The sequence below is a fragment of the Arthrobacter sp. LAR12-1-1.1 genome (assembly GCF_040676555.1).
GTDB lineage: Bacteria > Actinomycetota > Actinomycetes > Actinomycetales > Micrococcaceae > Arthrobacter.
This window is the reverse complement of record NZ_JBEGIG010000001.1, coordinates 761,235-785,974: the sequence shown is the minus strand read 5'-3', so window position 1 is coordinate 785,974 and position 24,740 is coordinate 761,235. Positions and strand designations below refer to the sequence as shown.

Below are 24,740 nucleotides of genomic sequence, written 5' to 3'. Positions count from 1 at the left end.
CGGACCCCAAAGTGACAGCAAACCCCACTGCACCCGCTGCAGCAGCATCCACCCCCGCAGTCCTCGTACTCGAGGACGGCCGGTTTTTCCGCGGCACCAGCTACGGCGCCACCGGAACGGCGCTCGGCGAGGCGGTCTTCGCGACCGGCATGACCGGCTACCAGGAGACCATCACCGACCCCTCCTACGCGCGCCAGCTCGTGGTCCAGACCGCGCCGCACATTGGAAACACGGGCGTCAACACCGACGACGCCGAGTCCCGCCGCATCTGGGTGGCCGGCTACATCGTCCGCGACGCCGCGCGCCGGCCCTCCAACTGGCGTTCCGAACGTTCCCTGGATGACGAGCTCGTCGAGCAGGGGATCGTCGGCATCCAGGGCGTCGACACCCGCGCCATCACCCGCCACCTGCGCGAACACAAGACCATGCGCGCCGGCATCTTTTCCGGCGACGCCGCCCGCGCCACGGACAAGGAACTTCTCGACGCCGTCCTGGCCAGCGCGCCGATGGAAGGCTCACGCCTCGCCGAGGAAGTCAGCGTGGACGCCGCGTACACGGTGGAGCCCAAGGACTTCGGCTGGGACGGCGAGCCGCGGTTCAGCATTGCCGCCATCGACTTGGGCATCAAGCGCATGACCCCGGTCCGCTTCGCCGAGCGCGGTGTCCGGGTGCACGTGCTGCCCGCCACGGCAACCCTCGCCGACGTCCAGGCCGTCAACCCCGACGGCTTCTTCATGTCCAACGGCCCCGGCGACCCGGCCACCGCGGACAACCAGGTGGCGCTGCTGCGCTCCGTGCTCGATGAGAAGATCCCGTACTTCGGCATCTGCTTCGGCAACCAGATCCTGGGCCGCGCCCTCGGATTCGGCACCTACAAGCTGCGCTACGGCCACCGCGGCCTCAACCAGCCCGTGATGGACCGCCGCACCGGCAAGGTCGAAATCACCTCGCAGAACCACGGGTTCGCCGTCGACGCCCCGCTCAACGGCGCCACCCAGGCCCCCGAGGAACGCTTCGGCCGGGTCGAGGTCAGCCACGTGAGCCTCAACGACGACGTCGTCGAAGGCCTCGCCTGCCTCGACATCCCGGCCTTCTCCGTGCAGTACCACCCCGAAGCTGCCGCCGGCCCGCACGACGCCGCCTACCTCTTCGACCGCTTCATCGAGCTGATGGCGGACGCTTCTTCAAAGACAGAGACAGGCACAAAAACTGCCACCGATTCCAAGACTGAGGACAAGAAGTAATGCCCAAGAGAACTGACCTCAAGAGCGTCATGGTCATCGGGTCCGGCCCGATCGTGATCGGCCAGGCGGCCGAATTCGATTACTCCGGCACCCAGGCACTGCGCGTCCTCAAGGAGGAAGGCCTGCGGGTCATCCTCGTCAACTCCAACCCGGCCACGATCATGACGGACCCCGAGTTCGCGGACGCCACTTACATCGAGCCGATCACCCCCGAAGTGGTGGAGAAGATCATCGCGAAGGAGCGCCCCGACGCGCTACTGCCGACCCTTGGCGGCCAGACGGCCCTCAACACGGCCATCGCCCTGGACAAGAATGGCGTCCTGGAGAAGTACAACGTTGAGCTGATCGGCGCCAACATTGCCGCGATCGAGCTCGGCGAGGACCGCGAGAAGTTCAAGGGCGTCGTGGAGCGCTGCGGCGCCGAGTCGGCCCGCAGCCACATCATCCACACCATGGACGAGGCACTCGCCGCAGCCGGGGACCTCGGCTACCCGATGGTCGTCCGGCCCTCCTTCACCATGGGCGGCCTCGGCTCCGGGCTGGCCTACGACGAGGGCGACCTGCGCCGGATCGTCGGCCAGGGCCTGCAGTACAGCCCCACGTCCGAGGTGCTGCTCGAGGAGAGCATCCTCGGGTGGAAGGAATACGAGCTCGAGATGATGCGGGACAAGAACGACAACGTCGTGGTGGTCTGCTCCATTGAGAACTTCGACCCGGTCGGCGTGCACACCGGCGACTCCATCACCGTCGCCCCCGCACTGACCCTGACCGACCGCGAATACCAGCGGCTGCGCGACATCTCGATCGCCGTCATCCGCGAGGTCGGCGTCGACACCGGCGGCTGCAACATCCAGTTCGCCGTCGAACCGGACACCGGCCGCGTCGTCGTGATCGAAATGAACCCGCGCGTCTCCCGCTCCTCCGCCCTCGCCTCCAAGGCCACCGGCTTCGCGATCGCCAAGATCGCCACCAAGCTGTCCCTCGGCTACACCCTGGACGAGATCCCGAACGACATCACCCAGAAGACCCCGGCGTCCTTCGAACCGACCTTGGACTACGTGGTGGTGAAGGTCCCGCGCTTCGCCTTCGAGAAGTTCCCGGCGGCGGACCCCACCCTGACCACCACCATGAAATCGGTGGGCGAGGCCATGGCCATGGGCCGGAACTTCACCGAGGCGCTGCAGAAGGCCCTGCGCTCCCTGGAGCAGAAGGGCTCCCAGCTGGACTTCAGCCACGTCCCGGAATGGGAAGTTGCTGAGCTGATCGAGAAGGCCAAGCGTCCCACCACCGACCGCCTGCACCAGGTCCAGCGCGCCCTGCTCGGCGGCGCCACCGTGGAACAGCTCTTCGAGGCCACCAAGATCGACCCCTGGTACCTGGACCAGCTCCAGCTGCTGAACGAGATCTCCCTCGAAATCCGGCAGGCCGCGGCACTGACTCCGGAGATGCTGACACGCGCCAAGCGCCACGGCTTCTCCGACGAGCAGATCGGTGCCCTGACCCACAACTCCGAGGACGTCGTCCGCGGCGTCCGGCAGGCCCTCGGCATCCGTCCCGTCTACAAGACCGTGGACACCTGCGCGGCCGAGTTCGCCGCCTACACCCCGTACCACTACTCCTCCTATGACGAGGAGGACGAGGTCGCGCTGCACGCCAAGCCGTCCATCATCATCCTCGGTTCCGGCCCCAACCGGATCGGCCAGGGCATCGAATTCGACTACTCCTGCGTCCACGCCTCGATGGCGCTGCGCAAGGCCGGCTACGAGACCGTCATGGTCAACTGCAACCCGGAAACTGTCTCCACGGACTACGACGTCTCCACCCGGCTCTACTTCGAGCCGCTCACCCTGGAGGACGTGCTCGAGGTCATCGCGGCCGAGGAGCGCACCGGCGGCGTCATGGGCGTCTTCGTCCAGCTCGGCGGCCAGACCCCGCTGAAACTGGCCCAGCAGCTCGCCGACGCCGGCGTGCCGATCCTCGGCACCTCGCCGGAGGCGATCGACCTCGCCGAACACCGCGGCGCCTTCTCCCGCGTACTTGACAAGGCCGGGCTCGTCTCGCCGAAGAACGGCACCGCAGTGTCCTTCGAGGACGCCAAGAAGATCGCCGACGAGATCGGCTACCCGGTCCTGGTCCGCCCGTCCTACGTCCTCGGCGGACGCGGCATGGAGATCGTCTACGACGAGCCCAACCTCTCCCGCTACATCGCCAACGCCACCGAAATCACCCCGGACCACCCGGTGCTGATCGACCGCTTCCTCGAGGACGCCGTCGAGATCGACGTCGACGCCCTCTACGACGGCACGGAGATGTACCTCGGCGGCATCATGGAACACATCGAGGAGGCCGGCATCCACTCCGGCGACTCGGCCTGCGTGCTGCCGCCCATTACCCTGGGCGGCAACGTGCTGGAACGGGTCCGGACTGCCACCCTGGCGATCGCCGAGGGCGTGGGCGTCCGCGGCCTGATCAACATCCAGTTCGCCCTGGCCTCCGACGTGCTCTACGTCCTCGAAGCCAACCCCCGCGCCTCACGCACCGTGCCGTTCGTCTCCAAGGCCACCGGTGTCCAGATGGCGAAGGCCGCGGCCCTGATCGGCACCGGCGTCACCATTAACCAGCTCCGCAGCGCCTACAAGATGCTGCCCGAGAGCGGCGACGGCTCCTCCCTGCCGCTGGACGCCCCGGTCTCGGTCAAGGAAGCCGTCCTGCCGTTCAGCCGCTTCCGCACCCCCGAGGGCAAGGTGGTCGACTCCCTGCTCGGCCCCGAAATGCGCTCCACGGGCGAGGTCATGGGCATCGACAAGCACTTCGATACGGCCTTCGCCAAGAGCCAGGCGGCCGCCAACAACGCGCTGCCCACCGAGGGCAAGATCTTCGTGTCGGTGGCGAACCGGGACAAGCGCTCGGTCATCATGGGCGTCAAGCGGCTCTCGGACCTCGGCTTCGAGATCGTCTCCACCGGCGGCACGGCCGACGTGCTGCGCCGCAACGGCATCCATGCCACCCCGGTCCGGAAGGTCGCCGAGGGCTCCAGCGCCGAGGGCGAAGGCACCATCGCGGACCTCATCATCGCCGGCGAGATCGACATGGTCTTCAACACCCCTTCCGGCGGCGAGGCCCGCAGCGACGGCTACGAACTGCGTGCCGCCGCGACGTCGATCGGCATCCCGTGCATCACCACCGTGGCCGAGTTCAACGCCGCCGTCCAGGCGATCGAGGCGCTGCGCACCTACGAATGGTCCGTCACGAGCCTGCAGGAGCACGCCGCGAACCTGAAGGCCCTGCAGGATGCCTGAGGCCTCCACCGCCGAAACGGCAAGCCGGGAGTCCTTCGGCTCCCGGCTGGGGCGGGCCATGGCGGACCGGGGCCCGCTGTGCGTCGGCATCGACCCGCACCCGGCACTTTTGCAGCGCTGGGGTCTGACTGACGACGCCGCCGGGCTGGAACGCTTCTCGCTGACCGTCCTGGAGGCCGTGGCCTCCCTCGCTGCCGCGGTGAAGCCGCAGGTGGCCCTGTACGAGCGGCACGGCTCGGCTGGAATCGCCGTACTCGAACGCACCTTGGCCGCGGCGGCGGAAGCCTCCGTGCTGAGCATTGCCGACGCCAAACGCGGGGACATCGGCTCCACCATGGCCGCCTACGCCGACGCCTGGCTGCGGGACGGCTCAGCCCTGGTCGCGGACTCGGTCACGCTGAGCCCGTATCTGGGCTTTGAGTCGCTCCGGCCCGCCCTGGACCTGGCGGCCGAGACCGGGCGCGGCGTGTTCGTCCTCGCGCTGACCTCGAACCCGGAAGGTGCCTCGGTCCAGCACGTCGGCGGGGCGGACTCCGTCGCGCGGCGGATCACGGAAGCGGCAGCGGCGGAGAACCGCCGCTACGACGGTTCCCTCGGTTCAGTGGGCCTCGTGGTCGGCGCCACGGTGGGCTCCGCCCTCACCACACTGGATCTCGACCTGGCGGCGGTCCGCGGGCCCATCCTTGCCCCCGGGCTGGGTGCCCAGGGCGCCACGGCCGCGGACCTGCGCCGCACCTTCGGTGCGGCCTACCCCCAGGTTCTGGGCACCTCGAGCCGGGACATCCTCGGCGCCGGACCGCAGCTGCAGTCCCTCCGCGATGCCGCACGGCGCACCCTCGACGAACTCCTCGCCGCCTAGCGGCAGCCGCCCAGCCGGCCCGGGACCGGCGCTGCCGGACCCGGGCCGCGGGCTGTCCCGTTCGGGGACTGAGTTGTCCCGCTCTGAGTTTCCCGTCCTGAGGTTTCCCGTCCTGAGTTTTCCCGTACCGGGGCAAGCAGATTTCCATTGATTTCTGCCGCCGCCAGACTGTAGGTTCGGGGCAAGAGCATGAGTGCCCCGTCCCGCCATGCAGGGAGGACTTCCAGTGAGTTTGAGACCCCTCACTCCGCAGGAGCGTTCCGACGCCCTCCGCAAGGCCGCTGCCGCAAGGGCCACCAGGGCCGAGGCAAAGGAGCACCTCAAAACGGGAGAACTAAGCATCGCCAACGTCATCAGCGCCGCCGAAACCGACGACGCCATTGCCCGCATGAGAATCGTGGAGCTGCTCGAAGCCCTGCCCGGGATCGGCCGGGTCCGGGCGGCGGCCATCATGGACCAGCTTGGCATCGCGCAATCCCGGCGGGTCCGCGGCCTGGGAATCCACCAGCGCCGCGCGCTGGTAGATTTTATTGACGACAAATAGCCCGGTCCGCCGAGCTGCCACCACCGCCCAAAGGAATATGTGACCAAGAAACCGGGACTGACAGTCCTCGCCGGCCCGACGGCTGTTGGCAAAGGCACCGTGTCCACCTATATCCGCGATAACTATCCTGAGGTGTGGCTGTCCGTTTCGGCTACCACCCGGGCTCCGCGGCCCGGGGAAATCGACGGAGTGCACTACTACTTCAAGTCGAAGGAAGAGTTCGAGTCCCTGGTGGCTGCAGGCGAATTGCTCGAATGGGCCGTGGTGCATGGGCAGAATACCTACGGCACCCTGAAGAGCACGGTCAACCAGGCCATCGCCGAGGGCCGCCCGGTGCTGCTGGAAATCGATCTGCAGGGAGCACGCCAAGTACGGCAGGCCGTTCCGGATGCGCAGTTCGTGTTCCTTGCGCCGCCCAGCTGGGACGAATTGGTGCGCCGGCTTGTGGGCCGCGGCACGGAAAGTGCCGAGGAACAGCAGCGGCGGCTGGAAACCGGTAAAGTAGAGCTTGCTGCTGAACCGGAGTTCGACCACACCGTTATTAATGACGACGTTCGCCGGGCAGCGGACGAGCTTGTTTCACTCATGGGGCTGACCCCCCACCCGCGCTAGCCGCGGGAAGCCATCAGCCCGTTAGAATTTGGAGAATTCGTGTCCACGAACCTTGAAGGAATCATCAACCCGCCGATCGACGAGCTGCTGAAGGCCGCCGACTCGAAGTACGGACTGGTGATTTTTGGTGCCAAGCGCGCACGCCAGATCAACGCGTACTACGCCCAGCTGCACGAGGGCCTGTTTGAGTACGTGGGTCCGCTGGTCGACACCAAGCTGAACGAGAAGTCCCTGTCGATCGCGCTGCGCGAGATCAACGAAGGCAAGCTCGTCTCCACGCCGATCGAAGCGACAGAGTAATTCCCTCCGCGGGAAGAGCCAAGTAAACAGACTGCCTGTTGACGGAGATCACGTGCGCATAGTCCTCGGAGTCGGGGGAGGGATTGCCGCCTACAAGGTGGCATCGCTCCTCCGGCTTTTTACTGAAGCCGGGCATGACGTCACGGTCATCCCCACCGAGGCGGCCACCCGCTTCGTCGGCGTCGCCACGTGGGAGGCCCTGTCCGGGCACCCGGTGAGCAACAGCGTGTTCGACGCCGTCCACACGGTCAACCATGTCCGGCTCGGCCACGACGCCGAACTGATCGTCGTGGCCCCCGCCACGGCCGATCTCCTGGCCCGCGCAGCCACCGGACAGGCCGATGACCTCCTCACCAACACCCTGCTGATGGCCGGCGACTGCCCGGTGCTCATGGCCCCGGCCATGCACACCGAAATGTGGCAGCACCCCGCCACCGTAGCCAACGTCGAAACCCTGCGCAGCCGCGGCGTCACCGTGCTGGAACCCGCGATTGGCCGCCTGACCGGCGCCGACTCCGGTCCCGGCCGGTTGCCCGAGCCCGAGGCGATCTTCACCGCCGCACTGGCTCTCGCCGGGGCATCTGTTGCTGCGGCAGGGGCACTGGCCGACCCTGCCGCGGAGCAGGACGTGAACGCGGTCCTGGCCGCAGGTCCGTCAGCGGCACAGCCGGTGGTCCCGCCGTTGGCCGGGCTCACGGTGACCATCAGCGCCGGCGGCACCCGGGAACCGCTGGACCCCGTGCGGTTCCTCGGCAACCGCTCCTCGGGCAAGCAGGGCGTGGCCCTGGCCGCAGCCGCCCTCGAAGCCGGCGCCCGCGTCCGCCTGCTGGCCGCCCACATGGAGGTCCCGGCGCCCGCCGGTGTCGAGGTCGTCCAGGTCGAGACTGCCCTGGAACTGCGGAAGGCGGCGCTGCATGCGGCCGCCGACTCCGACGTCGTCATCATGGCCGCCGCCGTCGCGGACTTCCGCCCGGCGGACGTCTCCGGGACCAAGATCAAGAAGCGCGACGACGTCGCCGATCCGGTGATCAACCTGGTGCGCAACCCCGACATCCTGCGGGAACTCGTCGAGGTCCGCGACGCCGCGTCCCGGGATCAGCTGATCGTCGGCTTTGCCGCCGAGACCGGCGACGCCGGGGGCGACGTCCTCGAGTATGCCCGGGACAAGCTGCGCCGGAAGGCCTGTGACCTGCTGGTCGTCAACCAGGTGGGCCGGGACATGGTCTTTGGCGAAGACACGAACTCCGTAGTCATCCTTTCCCGCGACGGCTCCGAACCCCAAGAGGCGTCGGGTTCCAAATCCGACGTCGCCGCCGCTGTGATCGACCGGATCAGCGCCGAGCTGAGCCGGGCTGTACCGCCGGCGTAGCCCGGCGTAACCAACATCTCCTTAGCATGGGGACACACGCCGCCGGACGTCCGATTTCCAACCAGTAAGGTAGTTGAGTGACTTTACCGCTGCACATCCCCGCCTTCCACGGGTCCACGCCCGCCGCGCTCCGGCTCTTCACGTCCGAGTCGGTGACGGAGGGCCACCCCGACAAGATCTGTGATCAGATCAGCGATGCGATCCTTGACGCCCTGCTCGACAAAGATCCCGAGTCCCGGGTTGCCGTGGAGACGCTGGCCACCACCGGGCTGGTCCACGTCGCCGGTGAGGTCACCACGGACGCCTACGTCGAGATCCCGCAGATTGTCCGGGAGACCATCCTGGGCATCGGGTACGATTCTTCGGCCAACGGCTTCGACGGCGCCCGGTGCGGCGTCTCGGTATCCATCGGCCAGCAGTCCAACGACATCGCCGGTGGCGTGTTCAACTCGCTCGAAGCCCGCGAGGGACGCCAGGAGGACGACTACGACCTCCAGGGCGCCGGCGACCAGGGACTCATGTTCGGCTACGCCAGTGACGAGACGCCGTCCTACATGCCCGTGCCGATCTGGCTCGCCCACCGGCTCTCCGAGCGCCTGACCGAGGTCCGCAAGAACGGCGAACTCGCCTACCTGCGCCCGGACGGCAAGACCCAGGTCACGGTGGGCTACGACGTCGACCGGCCGGTCTCGGTCGAGACTGTCGTCATCTCCAGCCAGCACGCCGAAGGCACCAGCCTGGACCGGCTCCGGGCCGACCTCGCCGAGCATGTGGTGGGACCGGTCATGGCGCTGTCCAACCTGGACACCTCACGGACCCGCAACATCCTGAATCCCGCGGGCGCCTTTGTCATTGGCGGCCCCGTGGGCGACGCCGGCCTCACCGGCCGCAAGATCATCGTCGACACCTATGGCGGCATGGCCCGCCACGGTGGCGGCGCGTTCTCCGGCAAGGACCCGTCGAAGGTGGACCGCTCGGCCGCCTATGCCATGCGCTGGGTCGCCAAGAATGTGGTGGCCGCCGGCCTCGCCAAGCGCGCCGAAATCCAGATCGCCTACGCGATCGGACAGGCCCGCCCGGTGGGAACCTACGTTGAGACGTTCGGAACCGAAACCGTGGACCCGGCACGGATCAGCGCCGCGATCGCCGAGATCTTCGACCTGCGCCCCCGGGCCATTATCGACGCCCTCGACCTCAAGCGTCCGATCTACGCCAAGACCGCCGCCCACGGGCACTTCGGCCGCGAAGACCCGGACTTCACCTGGGAACGCCTGGACCGGGTGGACGAGCTGAAGGCGTTCTTCAACGCCTGAATTTCGGCCACGACGTTTGAGCCCGACTCGTCGGCGCGTTTTTGTCAGTCCTGTGTGATGCACTGTAGCCAGGCCACCCTCCAGTGGCCTGGCTACAGTGCATTTGGGAAAACAGTGCATTTGTCGAACGATCCCGAGGGAGGTGCGAGCCGTGAGTCCCAGTCCTGCCGGCGGCGCGCCCGGCGAACCCCAGCAGCTGTCCCTTCTCCAGGGCTTTCCCGCCTCCGCCGCGGAAGCCTCCGGACCCGCCCTCGCTGCGCAGCTGCCGGTGGCGCGGGTGCTGATCGAATCCTCGCTGCCACACCTGGACCGGCCCTTCGATTACAGCGTGCCTGCCGCCCTCGACGCCGAGGCCGTGCCCGGCGTCCGGGTCAAGGTCAAGTTCAACGGGCAGGAACTGGCCGGATACCTGCTGGAGCGCACGGCCGGGTCCGACGCCGGACACCCCCTCGTGCCGCTGCACAAAGTGCTCTCTCCCGTCCCAGTCCTGACCCCTGCGGTGGCCGAGCTCGCCGGCCGGATCGCCTCCCGTTACGCAGGAACGGTCAGCGACGTCCTGCGCGTTGCCGTTCCGCCCCGCATGGCCAAACTCGAAAAGGAATTCGCCCCGGACGGTCGGCTCGACCCCGCGCTGTTCGGTACTGAGATGTTCGGTCTTGCGACCGACGTGTCGCTTCCGTCCCCGGCCGCTGGCAGCGTCTGGGCCACGTACCGCAACGGTCCGGCGTTCCTCGCCCACCTCGCCGCGGGGGAGTCGCCCCGGGCCGTGCTGACCGCCCTCCAGGGGTACGGGCCCGGCGGCTGGCCGCGGATGATCGCGGAAGCGGTGGCCGCGGTCCGGATCTCCGGCCGCGGCGCCGTCGTGGTGGTGCCCGACTACCGGGACCTCGACCGCGTGGAGTCTGCCCTGCTGGAACTCCTCCCTGCCGGCGACGTCGCCCGGCTCACCGCGGACGACGGCCAGACGCCGCGCTACCGCAGTTTCCTGCGCGTCCTCAGCGGCGCGGCCGGGGTCGCCGTGGGCACGCGGTCCGCGGCCTACGCGCCGGTGCCGAACCTCGGGCTCGTGGTCTGCTGGGACGACGGCGACGACCTCCACATCGAGCAGCGCTCCCCGTACGCGCACTCCCGCGAAGTCCTCCTGCTCCGCGCGGGCCAGGAGGGGGCCGCGTGCCTGCTCGCGGCCCATTCACGCAGCACCGAAACGGAGCGGCTGGTCGCCTCCGGCTGGGCCCAGGCCGTGGAAGCGGAGCGGACCGTCGTCCGCCGGACGGTCCCGCGCGTCCTAAACACGGCCGACAGCTATGAACTCGAACATGACCCGCTTGCCCGCATCGCCCGCCTCCCCGCGGCGGCCTGGCGGGCCGCCAAGGAGGGCCTGGAACGCGGTCCGGTCCTGGTCCAGGTGGCCCGCGCCGGCTACGCCCCCTCGCTGGTGTGCGAAACCTGCCGGGAACCGGCGCGCTGCACCGCCTGCAGCGGGCCCCTGGCGATCGCCGGTCCGGGCGGGAGCAGCGCCGTGCCGCAATGCCGCTGGTGCTCGTCCCCGGCCCCGGCATGGCGGTGCGGCACGTGCAACGGTGCCAGGCTCCGGCGTGGCGCTACGGGAGCCCTGCGCACGGCGGAGGAGCTGGGCCGGGCGTTTCCGGGAAAACCGGTCATCACCTCCTCCGGAGACCAGATCAAGGCCACCGTTCCGGAGACGAAAGCCCTCGTGGTTGCCACCGTCGGTGCCGAGCCGGTCGCCACCGGCGGGTACGCCGCGGCCCTGCTGCTCGACGGCGACTCGCTGCTGCGCCGGGAAAACCTGAGGGCGGGGGAGGACGCAGTCCGCCGCTGGTTCAACGCGGCGGCCCTGGTGCGGCCGGCACCCGACGGCGGCCTGGTGGTCATTACCGCCGACGACGCCGCCGGGGTTGGTGCCCTGCTGCGGTGGGATCCGGCCGGGTACGCCAGCCGGGAACTGGCACTGCGGCAGGAGCTGCAGCTGCCGCCCGCCGTGCGGGTAGCCTCCGTCACCGGCGGAAGGACCGCCGTCGGACATTTCACGGAGGCCATCCAGCAGCGGCTGGCGGCGCAGGGAACCGTCCTCCGGACGGCCGGGCCCGCGCCCCTCATCCTGCCGGCGGCCGCGGAGGCCGGCCGCACGCCGCCGCGGGATTCTGCGCCGCGGGATTCCGGCGGGGAGGTCCGGACCCTGCTGTTCATCCCCTACGCCCAGGCCGCGGACGCCACGGCGGTCATGCGGGCCGTCAAGGCAGCAGCCGCAGCCAAGCGCAGCGACGACCCGGTGCAGCTGCGCCTGGACGGCGTGGACGTCCTCTAAAATTCCGCTGCGTCCTTGCGTCCTTGCGTTCCTGCGTCCTTGCGTCCTTGCGTCCTTGCGTCCTTGCGTCCTTGCGTCCTTGCGTTCCTGCGTCCCTGCGTTCCTGCGTTCCTGCGACCTCCTTGATGCCGAGGATACGGAAGCTGGGTCTGCATCATAAGAACACTCGCCATTTTCGACGTGTCGCCAACGGCCATTCGCCACAGCTGGCCGGAATGGCGGCTCCCATTGCGGCCCTCTGCGGCAAATGGGTGCTTCTCGACGCGCGGCCCCGGCGTCATCCCGGCCTCGATGCGGGTGCGGCGCGGAGTGGCCCTCCGCGCCGGCGACTTACAGCCGTCCCGGCTATTTCCGGTCGCGAGGGCGGCCCCGGAGCGCGACGGCCTCTTCGGCGACGGCCACGAGCCGCCGTGCCGACTCGTCCCAGCTGAAGTCACCGGCCCGCTCCACTGAGCGGCTTGAACGGGCCTTCCACAGTGCGGGGTCTTCGAGCTCGCGCACTGCCTCGGCAAACTCCGACGGCGAGTCGGGATGCACGTAGCTGACGGCGTCGTCGCCGACTTCCCGGAAGATCGGGATGTCGCTGGCGATCACAGGCGTGCCGTGCGACATGGCCTCGACGAGCGGCAGGCCATAGCCCTCGGCCCGGGACAGGCTGATCAGGGCGGTGGTGCGCGCCAGGAGGGCCTCGTACTCGGCGTCGGTCACGCCGTTGTGGAAGACGATGTTTGCGCCCTGCGGGGCCAGGGCCTCGAGCTCGGCCCGCCGCTCCGGGGTGATGCGGCTGAGCAGGTGGAGGGTCATGTCCGGGAGTTCCGCCATGCCGCGGACCATGGTTTCCACGTTCTTGTAGGGCATGAACGAACCCATGTAGAGCAGCGTCTTGTCGGCCCCCGCCCCGGGGTCGCGCGGTGTGTGGCGGTCCTGGGGGGCGTTGCCGACAATCCTGACGGGACGCCGGGTGAGCCGGTACTTCGATATCAGGGCCGCCGTGGTGGAGCTGATGGTTGCCACGATGTCCGCCCTGTTCAGCAGGAGCCGCTGGGGCCAGAAGGCCTTGTGGTAGAGGCGCCACAGGATCCGGACGGGGGCTGGCAGGAACCCGGGAGGGGTGGGGTGCTCGTAGTAGATGAGGTCGTGCAGGGTCAGCACCAGGGCGTACTTCCGGCCCCAGCTGCCCATGGTCTGCATGGGGCACACCACCACGTCCGCGCCGAGCTTGTTGACCCTTGCGGCCACGAAGAGCTCGGCCGGGGACAGCGGGCTGTTGATCACGGTGTACGGGACATCGGGCAGGAGCGCGAGCTGGCGGGGGTCGCTGATCAGCATCGAGACGTCGGCGATCTTGGCGGCCGCCGCGATCAGGCTGGCGCCGTAGCGGCTGATGCCGTCGTGCTGGTCCAGCCGGGTGAAGCGGGCATCAATGAGAATCTTCATGCGGCGTGGTCCTTTAGGAAGCGTCGGATGTAGCGGGCTGCCGGTTCAGGGGTTTCGTAGTGGATCAGGTGCCCGACGCCGGGAATGACTTCCAGCTTCCCGTCCGGAAGCCGCGCCGCGAGTTTGTGCTGGTCCGCCAGCATGGCGATCTCGTCCTTCTCTCCCGCGATCAGCAGCACGGGCAACGTCAGTTCGCCGGCCACCTCAGTGACGTTGCTGCCGACCGAGGCCTTGAAGGCCTCAAGCAGGCTGTCCCGGTCCGCGAACGAAGAGAAGTAGGCGCTGTGCTGGGCGTGCACGAACCGGCGGATGTCCTTGTCCCCGGTCTTGGCCATGGTCACGCTCATCACCCGCACGATCGCCTGGCTGCGCAGCAGGGCCAGTCCGGGCCGCTGGGGAAGGCGCGCCGCAGCCTCGTAGTACAGCACGGCAAGCTTCGTCATCAGGCCCTTGGGCCCTTCAAGGGCGGGCGCCGCGATGGGATTGACCAGGATCAGTTCGGCCACGGCGCCGGGATTGGCTGCCACGAAGTGGCTGGCGATGATCGAACCGAATGAATGTCCCAGCAGGACCGTATCCGCGCCCAGGCCCAGCGCGGCCATGAAATCGCCGAGGAAACTGCCGTAGGCACGAACGCTGTGCCCGGTCCCCTCGAAGGCTGCCGAGCTGCCGAAGCCCGGCAGGTCCGGCATGATCAGGCGCATGTCCGTCAGCTGGTCCGCTACCCGGAGCAGGCCGTGGTGGTCGCCGCGGAAACCGTGTACCACCAGGATGGTGCGGGTCTCAGGGGTGACGCGGACGGGTTCGTAGACCCAGTACGCGATCCTGGCGCCGTCAACCTCGACGGACGCGGCACGGGTGCGGGCGTCAAGTCCGCCGCTGAACAGGGGCGTGCGTGAGGACCCGGTATCCACTTGTTCCATTGGTTCGAATCCTATGCGACGTTGTCGGGGTGGGAGCCGGTCCGGAAACCGCGTTCGAGGCCGCCGATCTCCGACATGTCCAGCGGGGTGAGCTCAAAGTCGAAAACCTCAAAGTTTTCGCGGATCCGCCCGGACGAGCTGGCCTTGGGGATGGCGATGTTGCCAAGTTGCAGGTGCCAGCGGAGGATGATCTGCGCCGGGGTGCGGTCGTGTTCGGCGGCGAGGGCCAGGATCACGGGGTCCTTCAGCACCTGGCCGCGGCCCAGGGGGCTCCACGCCTCAGTACGGATGCCGTGGACCTCGTGCTGTTCCCGCAGTTCGTCCTGCTGCAGCCAGGGATGAAGCTCGATCTGGTTCACGGCGGGTACCACCTCCGCCGTTTCCAGGAGCCGGTCCAGATGCTGCGGCTGGAAGTTGGAGACGCCGATTGCACGGACCTTGCCCTCGCGGTACAGCGTCTCCAGGGCCCGGTATGTTTCCGGGAACAGGCCACGGCGCGCGCACGGCCAATGGATCAGGTAGAGGTCGATGTATTCCAGACCGAGGTTGGAGATGGAGGTGTCGAACGCCCGCATCGTGGCGTCGTAGCCGTGGTCGTCGTTCCAGACCTTCGTGGTGACGAAGAGGTCCTGGCGGGAAACGTAGGGTGCGGTTTCCCCGGGGCCTCCGCCCGTGCCCTCAAATCCGGACAGGGCACCGATTCCCTTGCCGACGCCGGTCTCGTTGCCGTACATGGCGGCGGTGTCGAAGTGCCGGTAGCCGGCCTCGACCGCCATGGTCACCAGGCTGGCGGCGTCGGCCGGGGGGACCTTGTACAGCCCGAATCCCAGCCGGTCGATCAATACGCCGTTGTTCAGGGTCAGCTGGGAGGAGAGTTTCATGACAATGACTTTACCTACTGGCGCTGGCGAGCGACGGACCGCGGCTGCCGGCGGCCGCATCGGTCGCCGTGCACCGCGGCCGCTCAGGACAGTCCGTCGAAGCGGACGAGCCGGCGGGCGCTGGCCTCATCCAGGATCAGGTCGGTGGCCAGTCCTGCCGCCAGGGCGCCCCGGAGCCCGTTGATTTTGGAGGCTCCGGACACGACGCAGATGCGGCGCCGCACCTGGCGGAGCTGGGCCAGGTCCGGGCCGGTGGACCGCTTGTTGAGCGTGATGCCGTCCGAGGACCCGTCCGCGCGAAAGAAAACCGTGGCAACATCACCCACCACATCGGAGTTCGCGAGGACGCTCAAGTCGTCTTCATCGAGGTAGCCGCCGGCGTAGACGTGGCTGGGATAGTCGGCGTCGACCGATCCGACACCAAAGATCGCGATGCTCATCCGGGCCTGCAGCTCCAGGATCCGCTGAACACTGCGCTCATTCCACATGGCCGTTTTGGTCGCAGCGTGGTCGAAGAAGGCCGGCACGGGAAACTGTTCCACCCGTGCACCGTAGGCGCTGCCGAACCGTCGCATGATGTCGGAGGCGTAGGTGATGCCGGTGGTCTGCATGTTGCCGGCGCCGTTGAGCTGGACGATCACGCTGTCGTGGGTGATCTTGCGGGTCAGGTGCCGGCTCACGGCGCTCAGGGTGGAGCCCCACGCGACGCCGATGATGGCGTTGGAGTCCACCAGCGGTCCGATCGTCCGGGCGGCCTGCATGGCCACCCGGTCCAGTGTTTCCGCCTCATTGAGGGTGTCCACCACCGGAACAACATGTACATCCACCTTGTATTCGGCGCGAATCATTCCCTCGAGTTCGGGCCCGGTGTCCAGCGGGCTGCGGATCTGGATCTGCACCAGACCCGAATCGCGTGCCGCCGCCAACAGCCGCGAAACCGTGGACCGGGACGTCCGGAGCTCGCGGGCAATGGCGTCCATGGTCAGGTCCTGGAGGTAATACAGCTGGGCCGCGCGGAGGGCGTCGGACTGGCGTGAATGCGTCATGAAATTTCCCGTCTGCACGTTTGTGCATAGTGCTTGACTCCATTTTCCATTAGTCCAAAGAATAGTGTTGAACGGCGCCGCGCCACGGGCGTGCCGCACAGAACCAAACCCAAGGGAGCAGTTTTGGGACAGAAGGACTCAGCCGGCACACCGGCGAACGATCGCGCCTCGGTGCAGAAGCTGCGGACGCGGCGGCACGCACAGGTTTTGATCATCGGCGGCGGCATCAACGGGGTGGGCACGTTCCGTGACCTGGCGCTGCAGGGCGTCGACGTGGCGCTCGTTGAGCGCGGCGATTACTGCCAGGGAGCCAGCGGCGCCTCCTCCCACATGATCCACGGCGGCATCCGGTACCTCGAAAACGGCGAGTTCCGCCTCGTCCAGGAGTCCGTGGTCGAACGCAACAGGCTCCTGCGGATCGCACCGCACTACGTCAAACCGCTGCAGACCACGATCCCGATCTTCAGCACCTTCTCCGGAGTCCTGGCCGCCCCGATGCGCTTCCTCACCCACAAGCAGGGCAAGCACACCGAGCGCGGAGCGTTCCTGATCAAGCTCGGCCTGAGCATGTACGACTTCTTCTCCCGCGACGGCGGCACGGTTCCGCGCCACCAGTTCCGCGGACGCAAGAGCGCCCTGGCCGAGCTGCCCCGCTTGCACCCCGGGATCAAATACGCGGCCACCTACTTTGACGCCTCGGTCCACAACCCCGAGCGCCTCACCCTGGATGTGCTCCAGGACGGTGAGAAGGCCGGCGGCGGCATGGCCCGGGCCAGCAACTACGTCTCGCTCGTCTCGACAGGCGCCACAGGCGGAACCGGCACCGCCAGCGCCACGGGCGGAACCGGAACCGGCACCACAGTCCAGCTGTGCGACGAGCTGACCGGCGAAGTGTTCGATTTCACCGCCGACGTCATCGTGAACACCACCGGCGCCTGGGTCGACCTGACCAACGAGGCGATGGGGGCGGCGTCGTCGTTCATGGGCGGAACCAAAGGTTCGCACATCGTGCTGGACCATCCGGAGCTGCTCGCGGCGTGCAACGGCCGGGAAATCTTCTTCGAACACACCGACGGCCGGATCGTGCTGATCTATCCGATGGGGGACCGCGTCCTGGTCGGCACCACCGACGTCGACGCCGACATGGCCCAGGACGCCGTCTGCACCGAGGCGGAAATCGACTACTTCTTTGACCTGATCGGCCACGTGTTCCCGGGCATCCCCGTGGACCGGGAACAGATTGTCTACACGTTCTCCGGTGTGCGCCCGCTTCCGAGGCATGACGCCACCCAGCCCGGGTTCGTCAGCCGGGACTACCGGATCGAACGCCGTGCGGCGGCGGGCGGGGCCGTCCTCAGCCTCGTGGGCGGCAAGTGGACCACGTTCCGGGCCCTCGCCGAGCACCTGAGCAACGACGTCCTGGCCGAACTCGGCATGGAACGGAAGGTCTCGACGGCGAAGCTCGCCATCGGCGGCGGCGCCGGGTTCCCTGACAGCGAGGACGGCATCCAGCGCTGGATCAAGGCCCACATGTCGGCCGGCCGCGACGCCGCCCGCGTTACCGGGCTGCTGACCCGCTACGGGACCCGCGCCGAGGAAGTCATCCGTTTCCTGGATGCGGACCGGGCAGGTGCGCCGGACAGGCTGCTGCACTCAACACGCGAACTCAGCACGCGTGAATTGGAGTTCATGGCGGCGCACGAGCAGGTCGGACACCTCGTGGACGTCCTCATCCGCCGCACCTCGTTGGCCTTCCGGGGACTCGTGACCGGGGAACTGCTGAACGAAGTTGCCGATATACTTTCGGGCCCGCTCGGCTGGGACGCGGCTCGCCGGGCCAAGGAGATCAGCCACACGCAGGAGGTGCTTCAGCGGTTCCACCGCGTCCAGGTCCACAGCCTGGTCGCCTGATACAGCTTGCGTGCCCGGGCAGGGAAGCCCGGGTGCAAGCACTGCGCGGTCCGCCCCGGCGGCCGGCGCAGTGGCTGGTCGGCAGCACCAACATGCTGCCGGCTCCACGGCCATTCAAACTCGCGAAGGGCCGACAACAGAAAATAGAGGAGTCAAAGATGTCTCTTGGAATAGTATTCCTGTCCGAAGTATTCGGAACCGCAATGCTGACCCTGCTGGGTTGCGGCGTTGTGGCCAACGTTGTGCTCAAAAGCACCAAGGGCAACAACGGCGGGTTCCTGATGGTGACCTGGGGGTGGGGCCTTGCCGTCTTCTCCGGTGTCTATGTTGCTTCCATCTCAGGTGCGCACCTGAACCCCGCGGTCACCCTTGGTCTGCTGCTCAACGGCAAGAGGTTGTACGCTCCCGGCGTTCCGGTTGACTTCGCCTCGACCCTGACGTACTTCGGCGGTGAACTGACCGGTGCCTTCCTGGGTGCCGTCGTCATGTGGGTGGCCTACCGGCAGCACTTTGACGTCGAGTCCGAGCCCGCCGGCAAGCTGGCCGTTTTCTCCACCGGCCCCGCGATCCGCTCCTATCCGTGGAACCTGGCCACCGAGATCATCGGCACCTTTGTCCTCGTGTTCGTCATCCTGACCTTCGGCGGGACACCTTCCGGGCTCGGCCCGCTGGCGGTCGCCCTGCTGGTTGTCGGCATCGGTGTTTCCCTCGGTGGTCCCACCGGGTACGCCATCAACCCGGCTCGTGACCTGGGCCCCCGCGTTGCGCACGCCCTGCTCCCCATCAAGGGCAAGGGGTCCTCCGACTGGAGCTACTCCTGGATCCCGGTCGTGGGACCCCTGATCGGTGGAGGCCTTGCCGGACTTGTGGCAGCCGTCGTGCCGATCATCCCCCCTGTACTCCCGCTCTAACCATTAGTTCAACTGCCACGCTAAAAAGACAAGGACGTCAATATGAACCAGTACGTAGTCGCCATCGACCAGGGCACCACGAGCACCCGAGCCATCGTGTTCGACCACAGCGGCAGCATCGTCTCCTCCGGCCAGATGGAGCATGAGCAGATCTTCCCCCAGCCCGGCTGGGTGGAGCACAACCCCGCTGAAATCTGGAACAACACCCGCGAAGTGATCGGCTCGGCCCTGTCCAAGGCGAACCTGACCCGGCACGACATCGCCGCCGTCGGCATCACCAACCAGCGCGAAACGGCGGTGGTGTGGGACAAGACCACCGGCGAGGCGATCTACAACGCCATCGTGTGGCAGGACACCCGCACCCAGCCGATCGTGGACGAACTCGCGAAGGACGGCGGCGTAGAACGCTTCAAGCAGAAGGTGGGCCTGCCACTGGCGACCTACTTCTCGGGCACCAAGATCAAGTGGATCCTTGACAACGTCGATGGTGCCCGGGCCAAGGCGGAGGCCGGCGACCTCGTCTTCGGCAACACCGACTGCTGGGTGCTCTGGAACCTGACCGGCGGGACCGACGGCGGAGTGCACGTCACCGACGTGACCAACGCCTCACGGACCATGTTCATGGACCTTGAGACGCTGTCATGGGACCAGGAGATTCTGGACGCGTTCGGCGTCCCGGCCTCCATGATGCCGGCTATCAAGTCCTCCTCCGAGGTCTACGGCACGGTGCACACCTCCCAGTTGCTGCGCGAGGTTCCTGTGGCCGGCATCCTGGGCGACCAGCAGGCGGCCACGTTCGGGCAGGCGGCGTTCGATGCCGGGGAAGCCAAGAACACCTACGGCACGGGCTGCTTCCTGATCTTCAACACGGCCGAGGAGATTATCCATTCCAAGAACGGGCTGCTGACCACCGTCGGCTACAAGCTCGGCGACGCGGCGCCGCACTACGCGCTGGAGGGCTCCATTGCCGTCACCGGTTCCTTGATCCAGTGGCTGCGGGACAACCTCGGCATGATCAGCAGCGCCCCGGAGGTCGAGACCCTCGCGGCCTCGGTTGAGGACAACGGCGGCGTGTACATTGTGCCGGCGTTCTCCGGCCTCTTTGCGCCGTACTGGCGCTCGGACGCCCGCGGCACCATTGTGGGCCTGACCCGATTTGTTACCAAGGCCCATATCGCCCGCGCGGCGCTGGAGGCCACCGCCTTCCAGACCCGTGAGGTCCTCGACGCCGTCAACGCCGACTCCGGCGTCCCGCTGACGGAGCTGAAGGTCGACGGCGGCATGGTCGCCAACGATGCCCTCATGCAGTTCCAGGCGGACATCCTCGGCGTGCCGGTCATTCGTCCGAAGGTGGTCGAGACGACCGCGCTGGGCGCAGCCTACGCGGCCGGCCTGGCGGTCGGATTCTGGAAGGACCTGGGCGAGTGCTCGGCCAACTGGGCCGAGGACAAGCGGTGGGAGCCGCAAATGGATCAGGCCGAGCGGGAACGCCAGATGCGCCTCTGGAAGAAGGCCGTCACCAAGTCCATGGACTGGGTTGACGACGACGTCCGGTAGGGGCGCACCCTGACCCGCCGACCGGGCACGGCTTCGGCGGACAATGAAGAGCTCCGGCCAGGGAAACCTAGCCGGAGCTCTTCGCTTTCCCGCGTCCGCCTCGTCCCTCAGGACACGGGCCGCGTTGACGTGGTGGTCACGACAGCACGCGGCGTCTTGGCGTAGACGTCCTTACTGACTGTGTAGCCCCTGCTGTCGAGCTCCAGGGCACGTTTGTTGATGAGAGCCAGTTCCGTGGTGTTCAGCTTCCTGATTTTGACCAGATCCATGAACTCCTGGTCCTCGCCGCCGACGGCCGTCACTTTGATGAGCCCGGTCCCGGCTGAGTAGAACTTGCGCTGGTGGCCCGCGCTTGGCGGATCCAGCGGGTTGAACTCATCGATCACCATGACATCGTTGTAGCAGCCCGTGGGGACACACACGCGCAGGTGCTTGTACTTGACGTCACCGCAGTCCAGGAAGTCCACGCTGGGGGCGTAGGCCTGGACGTAGGCAGGGGTATTCCGGTGCGGCTCGGCCTGCATCGCGATGCCGGCCTGGGCCTTGTCGATGCCGCTGATGAACGTGCTGGGCGCGCCGACAAGCTTGCCGTTTTCGTACTCCTCCGGATACTCGCCGAAGAGCCAGACCGTCCCCTTCGTCGTCTGGGCGAAGAAGGCGAGCTCGGACTCCACCAGTACGCCGTCGGAGTAGTCCCGGTCCCAAATCGCGATCGTCTTGACCCCGTCGATCACTTTGGTCAGACCCGTGACGGTGCTGACCACCTTGCGGGTGGTCGTTCCGTCCGGGGAGACTACCTTGCCGACGGTGGTGGACTGCATGCCGGGCTTAAGCGTCAGCCACTGGTTGTTGATCAGTGGCTTGGCCGGGAAGGCAGAGCGGTTGAAGGACAGCGCCGAGCCGGGGCCGCACAGTTCCTGAGAACTGGTGGCCGCCGGCGCGGCCGCCGATGCAGCGGTGGCCGCGGTCAGTGACGCCACCACCAGCAAGAGCGCGGAGCCGTAGGCGGTAAATCTCTTTGATCGTGGAGTCATCTGACTGGCCTCTCAGTAGGTGGTTGATGCTAGGCGGCTGGTACGGGTTCCGGCTCGCGGGGCCCGCGTTCGCGTGCCGGACCCTTCTTGGCGAACCGAAGGTAGAGCGATGGAACGACGAACAGGTTGACGAGTGTCGAAGTCACCAGCCCGCCCAGAATCACCACGGCCATGGGGTGCTCGATCTCATGGCCGGGCCGGTTGCCCAACATCACCAGCGGCACCAGTGCGAGTGCGGTGGCGAGTGTGGTCATCAGGATTGGAGACAAGCGTTCGGCAGCGCCGCGCAGGACCAGGTCCCGGCCGAACGGCACGCCCTCGAACTGCTCCAGATGCTGGCAGTGGTTGATGAGCAGGATGCCGTTGCGGGCGGCGATGCCCATCACTGTCAGGAACCCGACCAGCGACCCAAGGGACAGGATTCCGCCGCTCATGTGCGCGGCGATCACCCCGCCTACCAGGGCTACCGGCAGCGTCAGGATGCCGAGGGTGGCAAGCCGCCAGCTGTGGAATGCCGCCTGGAGCAAGAGGAACACCACAACCAGGGCGCCGATGGCGAAGAGGAGGAGCCGTTGTGAGGCGGCCTGCCGCTCTGCGTATTCGCCCAGGATGTCCGCGCTGTAACCGGTGGGGAACTCAACCGACTTGAGGTCGGATTCGAGTTTCTCCACGACTTTGGCAAGATCGCCTTCCTTGACGTTGGCGCTGACATCGAGTCGGCGGGACCCTTCCGAACGCTCTATCACGTTGGGAGTGGGCTTTACCGTGATCTTGGCGACGTCGGCCACCCGGATCTTCTGTCCGCTGGGAGTGTCCAGCGGGAGGTTCTCGATGCTTGTGACGCTGGTCCGGATCGCGGGAGGACTCCAGACCTGGACGTCGTAGGCTTTGCCGTCCCGATAGACGTCGCCGACCTCCTCACCGGACACCAGGGTGGCTGCGGCACGGCGGACGTCACCGGGCTTCAGGCCATAGCGGTTGGCGGCGTCCAGGTTCACCTCGACGTCCACCTGCGGAACATTCACCTGCAGGGCGACTTTGGCTCCAATTGCCCCCTCGATGCCCGCGAGGACCGTCTTGACCTTGTCCGCCTGCTTCTTCAGTGTGTCCAGGTCATCGCCGTATACACGGACGACGATCGAGTAGCCGGTGCCGGTGAGCACCTCGCGGACACGTTCCTTGAGGTAGGTCTGGACGTCCCGGTGGATGCCGGGGTATCCGTCCACGACCTGCTGGATGGAGGCCAGGGTTTTGTCATAATCGACCGAGGGGTCAACGCTGATCCAGTTCTCTCCAAAGTTGACGCCCACCACCTCATCGGCGGCGAACGCCTGACCGATGTGGGACCCGCAGTTGTTGACGCCTGGGATGGTCATCAGCTCCCGGCAGGCCAGTTGGCTCACGCGGACTTCCTCGGCATTGGACGTGCCGGGTTGGGTGACCCAGTGCATGAGGAAGTCGCGTTCCTTGAACGACGGCAACAGCGACTGACCCAGGAGCGGTGCCGCTATGATACCGACGACGCCGAGCGCCGCCACCGCGAGATAGCCCGGGAGCGGCCGCTTTACAATGGGCCGCAGAGCCTTGCCGTACCAGCGCTTGAGAACCCGGACCACCGGCGGATCCCGATCTTCCAGCTTGGCATTGCGCAGGAAGATGTACGCCATGGCCGGCGTGACCGTGAGGGCCACCAGCATGGACGCCATCACGGCCAGGGTGTAGGAGGTGGCCAGGGGGCGGAAGAAGGCGCCCGTCAGTCCGTCCAGGAAGAAGATCGGCACCGTGGCGGCGACGATAATCAAGGTGGCGTAAACGATGGGGCCGCGAACTTCCAGGGAAGCATTGACGACCACACGGGCGGTACTCTCGGTTCCGCCGCTGGCGCGGTGGTGCCGGAGCCGCCTGACGATGTTCTCGACGTCGATGATGGCATCGTCCACCACCACCCCGACGGCGATCACCAATCCCGCAAGCACCATCGTATTAATAGTGCCTCCGGTCCAGTACAGCACCAGGGCCGCTGCCATCAGCGACAACGGGATCGCCGTCACGCTGACCAGCGCCGTCCGCCATTGGAACAGGAAGACGCTCAGCACCAGGACCACCAGGAAGCAGCCCAGCAAAAGCGCGAGGCTCAGGTTGCCGAGGGACTCCTCGATGAACGAGGCGGGCCGGAACAGGGTTGTGTCGACTGCGATCCCGGTGAGGCCGGGCTGCAGTTCCTTGAGCGCTTCCTCAACCCCGCGCGTGACTTCGAGCGTGTTGCCCCACGGCAGCTTTTCGACAATCAGCATGAGTCCGGGGCCGCCGTTGATGACCGCGTCACCGATCAGTTGCTGGTGGTCCTCCACGACGGTTGCCACGTCGGCGAGCTTCAGGGGAGGCAGTCCCTCGCGTTCCTCCAGTGCCACTTGGGCAAGGTCCGCCGGGGACGTGATGGGTTGTACGTGCCTGATGGTCAAGCTCTGGCTCGGCGTTTCCAGCGCCCCGCCGGTGCCGATCAAGGCGCCGGGGGAGTACTTGAGCAGGCCGGCGTCCAGGGCGTCGGACGTGGAGTTCATGACGTTCTCCAGCGTGACGTTGTTGGCCGCCAGCTTGGCCGGATCAACCTGGACCTGCAGCATCTGAAGGCGTTCGCCCCAGATCGCCACGTTCGCGACGCCCGGCACCCGCAGGAGGTGCGCCCGGATATTCCAGTAGGAAACCATGGACATCTCGATCAGGGAGCGGGTCTCGGAGGACAGCCCGATCTTCATGACACGGCTGGTGGAGGACAGCGGCTGGAGCATCACCGGCGGCGCGGCCCAGGTAGGCAACGTCGGTATGACCGTTGCCATCCGCTCCGACACCAGTTGCCTGGCGGTGAGCAGATCGGTTCCTGGCTTGAACTCCATCACAATGGCGGACAGCTGCGACACAGACTTGGACCGCATCTGGTCCAGTCCGTCGATGCCGTTGAAGGCCTGCTCCATCGGGACCGTTACGAGTTCCTCGACTTCGGAGGCGGTGAGTCCCAGACACGCGGTCTGGACCTCGACACGGGGCGGGGCAAACTCCGGGAAAACATCCACCGAAGCACTGCTGAGTTGCGCGCCGCCCACGATCATGAGGGCAGCCGCCATCGCAATGATGATCGACCGGAACCTCAGACTTGCAGCGACAATCCGGCGCATG

At 67.1% G+C, this 24,740-nt stretch carries 18 protein-coding genes; 12 read left to right on the top strand and 6 right to left on the bottom strand.

Going from position 1 to position 24,740, the window contains the following annotated elements:
* The first annotated feature begins 11 nt into the window (after window positions 1-11).
* The 9 genes from carA (at window position 12) to MRBLAR12_RS03575 (ending at window position 11,866) form a co-directional block, all read left to right on the top strand.
* Window positions 12-1,244 carry a glutamine-hydrolyzing carbamoyl-phosphate synthase small subunit gene (carA, locus tag MRBLAR12_RS03615; RefSeq protein WP_229994588.1) on the top strand — a complete coding sequence of 411 codons (1,233 nt, stop codon included), beginning with the start codon at window positions 12-14 and terminating at the stop codon, window positions 1,242-1,244.
* On the top strand, window positions 1,244-4,543 hold the full coding sequence (gene carB / locus MRBLAR12_RS03610) for a carbamoyl-phosphate synthase large subunit (protein ID WP_364743554.1): 3,300 nt from the start codon (window positions 1,244-1,246) through the stop codon (window positions 4,541-4,543). Before carA ends, carB begins: the two co-directional genes overlap by 1 nt.
* Complete coding sequence (pyrF, locus tag MRBLAR12_RS03605) at window positions 4,536-5,402, top strand: orotidine-5'-phosphate decarboxylase (RefSeq protein ID WP_364743552.1); 867 nt, start codon at window positions 4,536-4,538, stop codon at window positions 5,400-5,402. The genes carB and pyrF overlap by 8 nt, the downstream gene beginning before the upstream one ends.
* A gap of 226 nt (window positions 5,403-5,628) precedes the next feature.
* Complete coding sequence (gene mihF, locus MRBLAR12_RS03600; protein WP_364743550.1) at window positions 5,629-5,946, top strand: integration host factor, actinobacterial type; 318 nt, start codon at window positions 5,629-5,631, stop codon at window positions 5,944-5,946.
* A gap of 39 nt (window positions 5,947-5,985) precedes the next feature.
* Window positions 5,986-6,558 carry a guanylate kinase gene (gmk, locus tag MRBLAR12_RS03595; protein WP_229994567.1) on the top strand — a complete coding sequence of 191 codons (573 nt, stop codon included), beginning with the start codon at window positions 5,986-5,988 and terminating at the stop codon, window positions 6,556-6,558.
* 39 nt (window positions 6,559-6,597) lie between these two features.
* The gene (gene rpoZ, locus MRBLAR12_RS03590; protein WP_229994566.1) at window positions 6,598-6,858 is read left to right on the top strand and encodes a DNA-directed RNA polymerase subunit omega; all 261 of its coding nucleotides are present in this window, start codon (window positions 6,598-6,600) and stop codon (window positions 6,856-6,858) included.
* Window positions 6,859-6,910: 52 nt separating this feature from the next.
* Window positions 6,911-8,227: a bifunctional phosphopantothenoylcysteine decarboxylase/phosphopantothenate synthase gene (locus MRBLAR12_RS03585; RefSeq protein ID WP_364743547.1), complete on the top strand. Its 1,317-nt coding sequence runs from the start codon at window positions 6,911-6,913 to the stop codon at window positions 8,225-8,227.
* 77 nt (window positions 8,228-8,304) lie between these two features.
* The gene (gene metK, locus MRBLAR12_RS03580) at window positions 8,305-9,540 is read left to right on the top strand and encodes a methionine adenosyltransferase (protein ID WP_364743545.1); all 1,236 of its coding nucleotides are present in this window, start codon (window positions 8,305-8,307) and stop codon (window positions 9,538-9,540) included.
* Window positions 9,541-9,691: 151 nt separating this feature from the next.
* Window positions 9,692-11,866 carry a primosomal protein N' gene (locus tag MRBLAR12_RS03575; protein WP_364743543.1) on the top strand — a complete coding sequence of 725 codons (2,175 nt, stop codon included), beginning with the start codon at window positions 9,692-9,694 and terminating at the stop codon, window positions 11,864-11,866.
* Between the two features lie 345 nt (window positions 11,867-12,211).
* Here the strand turns inward: MRBLAR12_RS03575 and MRBLAR12_RS03570 are convergent, their stop codons facing one another.
* The 4 genes from MRBLAR12_RS03570 to MRBLAR12_RS03555 form a co-directional block, all read right to left on the bottom strand.
* A complete protein-coding gene (locus tag MRBLAR12_RS03570) occupies window positions 12,212-13,303 on the bottom strand; it encodes a glycosyltransferase family 4 protein (RefSeq protein WP_364743541.1) in 1,092 nt (363 codons plus the stop codon).
* Entirely contained in the window at window positions 13,300-14,226 is a 927-nt protein-coding gene (locus MRBLAR12_RS03565; RefSeq protein ID WP_364743539.1) for an alpha/beta fold hydrolase, read from the bottom strand. Before MRBLAR12_RS03565 ends, MRBLAR12_RS03570 begins: the two co-directional genes overlap by 4 nt.
* A gap of 11 nt (window positions 14,227-14,237) precedes the next feature.
* A complete protein-coding gene (locus MRBLAR12_RS03560; RefSeq protein WP_364743538.1) occupies window positions 14,238-15,107 on the bottom strand; it encodes an aldo/keto reductase in 870 nt (289 codons plus the stop codon).
* Window positions 15,108-15,190: 83 nt separating this feature from the next.
* Complete coding sequence (locus tag MRBLAR12_RS03555) at window positions 15,191-16,153, bottom strand: sugar-binding transcriptional regulator (RefSeq protein WP_229995423.1); 963 nt, start codon at window positions 16,151-16,153, stop codon at window positions 15,191-15,193.
* A gap of 123 nt (window positions 16,154-16,276) precedes the next feature.
* On the opposite strand from MRBLAR12_RS03555, the gene MRBLAR12_RS03550 reads away from it, so the two are divergent.
* The 3 genes from MRBLAR12_RS03550 (at window position 16,277) to glpK (ending at window position 20,532) form a co-directional block, all read left to right on the top strand.
* Entirely contained in the window at window positions 16,277-18,064 is a 1,788-nt protein-coding gene (locus MRBLAR12_RS03550) for a glycerol-3-phosphate dehydrogenase/oxidase (RefSeq protein WP_414645450.1), read from the top strand.
* Between the two features lie 158 nt (window positions 18,065-18,222).
* Window positions 18,223-18,975 (top strand): MIP/aquaporin family protein, encoded by a 753-nt coding sequence (locus MRBLAR12_RS03545; RefSeq protein ID WP_229995422.1) that lies wholly within the window; start codon window positions 18,223-18,225, stop codon window positions 18,973-18,975.
* Window positions 18,976-19,017: 42 nt separating this feature from the next.
* On the top strand, window positions 19,018-20,532 hold the full coding sequence (gene glpK, locus MRBLAR12_RS03540; RefSeq protein ID WP_229995421.1) for a glycerol kinase GlpK: 1,515 nt from the start codon (window positions 19,018-19,020) through the stop codon (window positions 20,530-20,532).
* Between the two features lie 107 nt (window positions 20,533-20,639).
* Here glpK and MRBLAR12_RS03535 read toward each other — a convergent pair whose 3' ends face one another.
* Both MRBLAR12_RS03535 and MRBLAR12_RS03530 read right to left on the bottom strand, forming a co-directional pair.
* Window positions 20,640-21,566, bottom strand: coding sequence for a hypothetical protein (locus tag MRBLAR12_RS03535; RefSeq protein ID WP_364743537.1), 927 nt, complete (start codon window positions 21,564-21,566; stop codon window positions 20,640-20,642).
* Window positions 21,567-21,595: 29 nt separating this feature from the next.
* The gene (locus MRBLAR12_RS03530; protein ID WP_290369396.1) at window positions 21,596-24,739 is read right to left on the bottom strand and encodes an efflux RND transporter permease subunit; all 3,144 of its coding nucleotides are present in this window, start codon (window positions 24,737-24,739) and stop codon (window positions 21,596-21,598) included.
* Window position 24,740 lies beyond the last annotated feature (1 nt).

Bases quoted from the DNA above. Each gene is read 5' to 3' on its own strand.
- carB (WP_364743554.1), top strand. From the start codon at position 1,244: ATGCCCAAGAGAACTGACCTCAAGAGCGTCATGGTCATCGGGTCCGGC.
- pyrF (WP_364743552.1), top strand. From the start codon at position 4,536: ATGCCTGAGGCCTCCACCGCCGAAACGGCAAGCCGGGAGTCCTTCGGC.
- MRBLAR12_RS03570 (WP_364743541.1), bottom strand. From the start codon at position 13,303: ATGAAGATTCTCATTGATGCCCGCTTCACCCGGCTGGACCAGCACGAC.
- MRBLAR12_RS03565 (WP_364743539.1), bottom strand. From the start codon at position 14,226: ATGGAACAAGTGGATACCGGGTCCTCACGCACGCCCCTGTTCAGCGGC.
- MRBLAR12_RS03560 (WP_364743538.1), bottom strand. From the start codon at position 15,107: ATGAAACTCTCCTCCCAGCTGACCCTGAACAACGGCGTATTGATCGAC.
- MRBLAR12_RS03555 (WP_229995423.1), bottom strand. From the start codon at position 16,153: ATGACGCATTCACGCCAGTCCGACGCCCTCCGCGCGGCCCAGCTGTAT.
- MRBLAR12_RS03545 (WP_229995422.1), top strand. From the start codon at position 18,223: ATGTCTCTTGGAATAGTATTCCTGTCCGAAGTATTCGGAACCGCAATG.
- glpK (WP_229995421.1), top strand. From the start codon at position 19,018: ATGAACCAGTACGTAGTCGCCATCGACCAGGGCACCACGAGCACCCGA.
- MRBLAR12_RS03535 (WP_364743537.1), bottom strand. From the start codon at position 21,566: ATGACTCCACGATCAAAGAGATTTACCGCCTACGGCTCCGCGCTCTTG.
- MRBLAR12_RS03530 (WP_290369396.1), bottom strand. From the start codon at position 24,739: ATGCGCCGGATTGTCGCTGCAAGTCTGAGGTTCCGGTCGATCATCATT.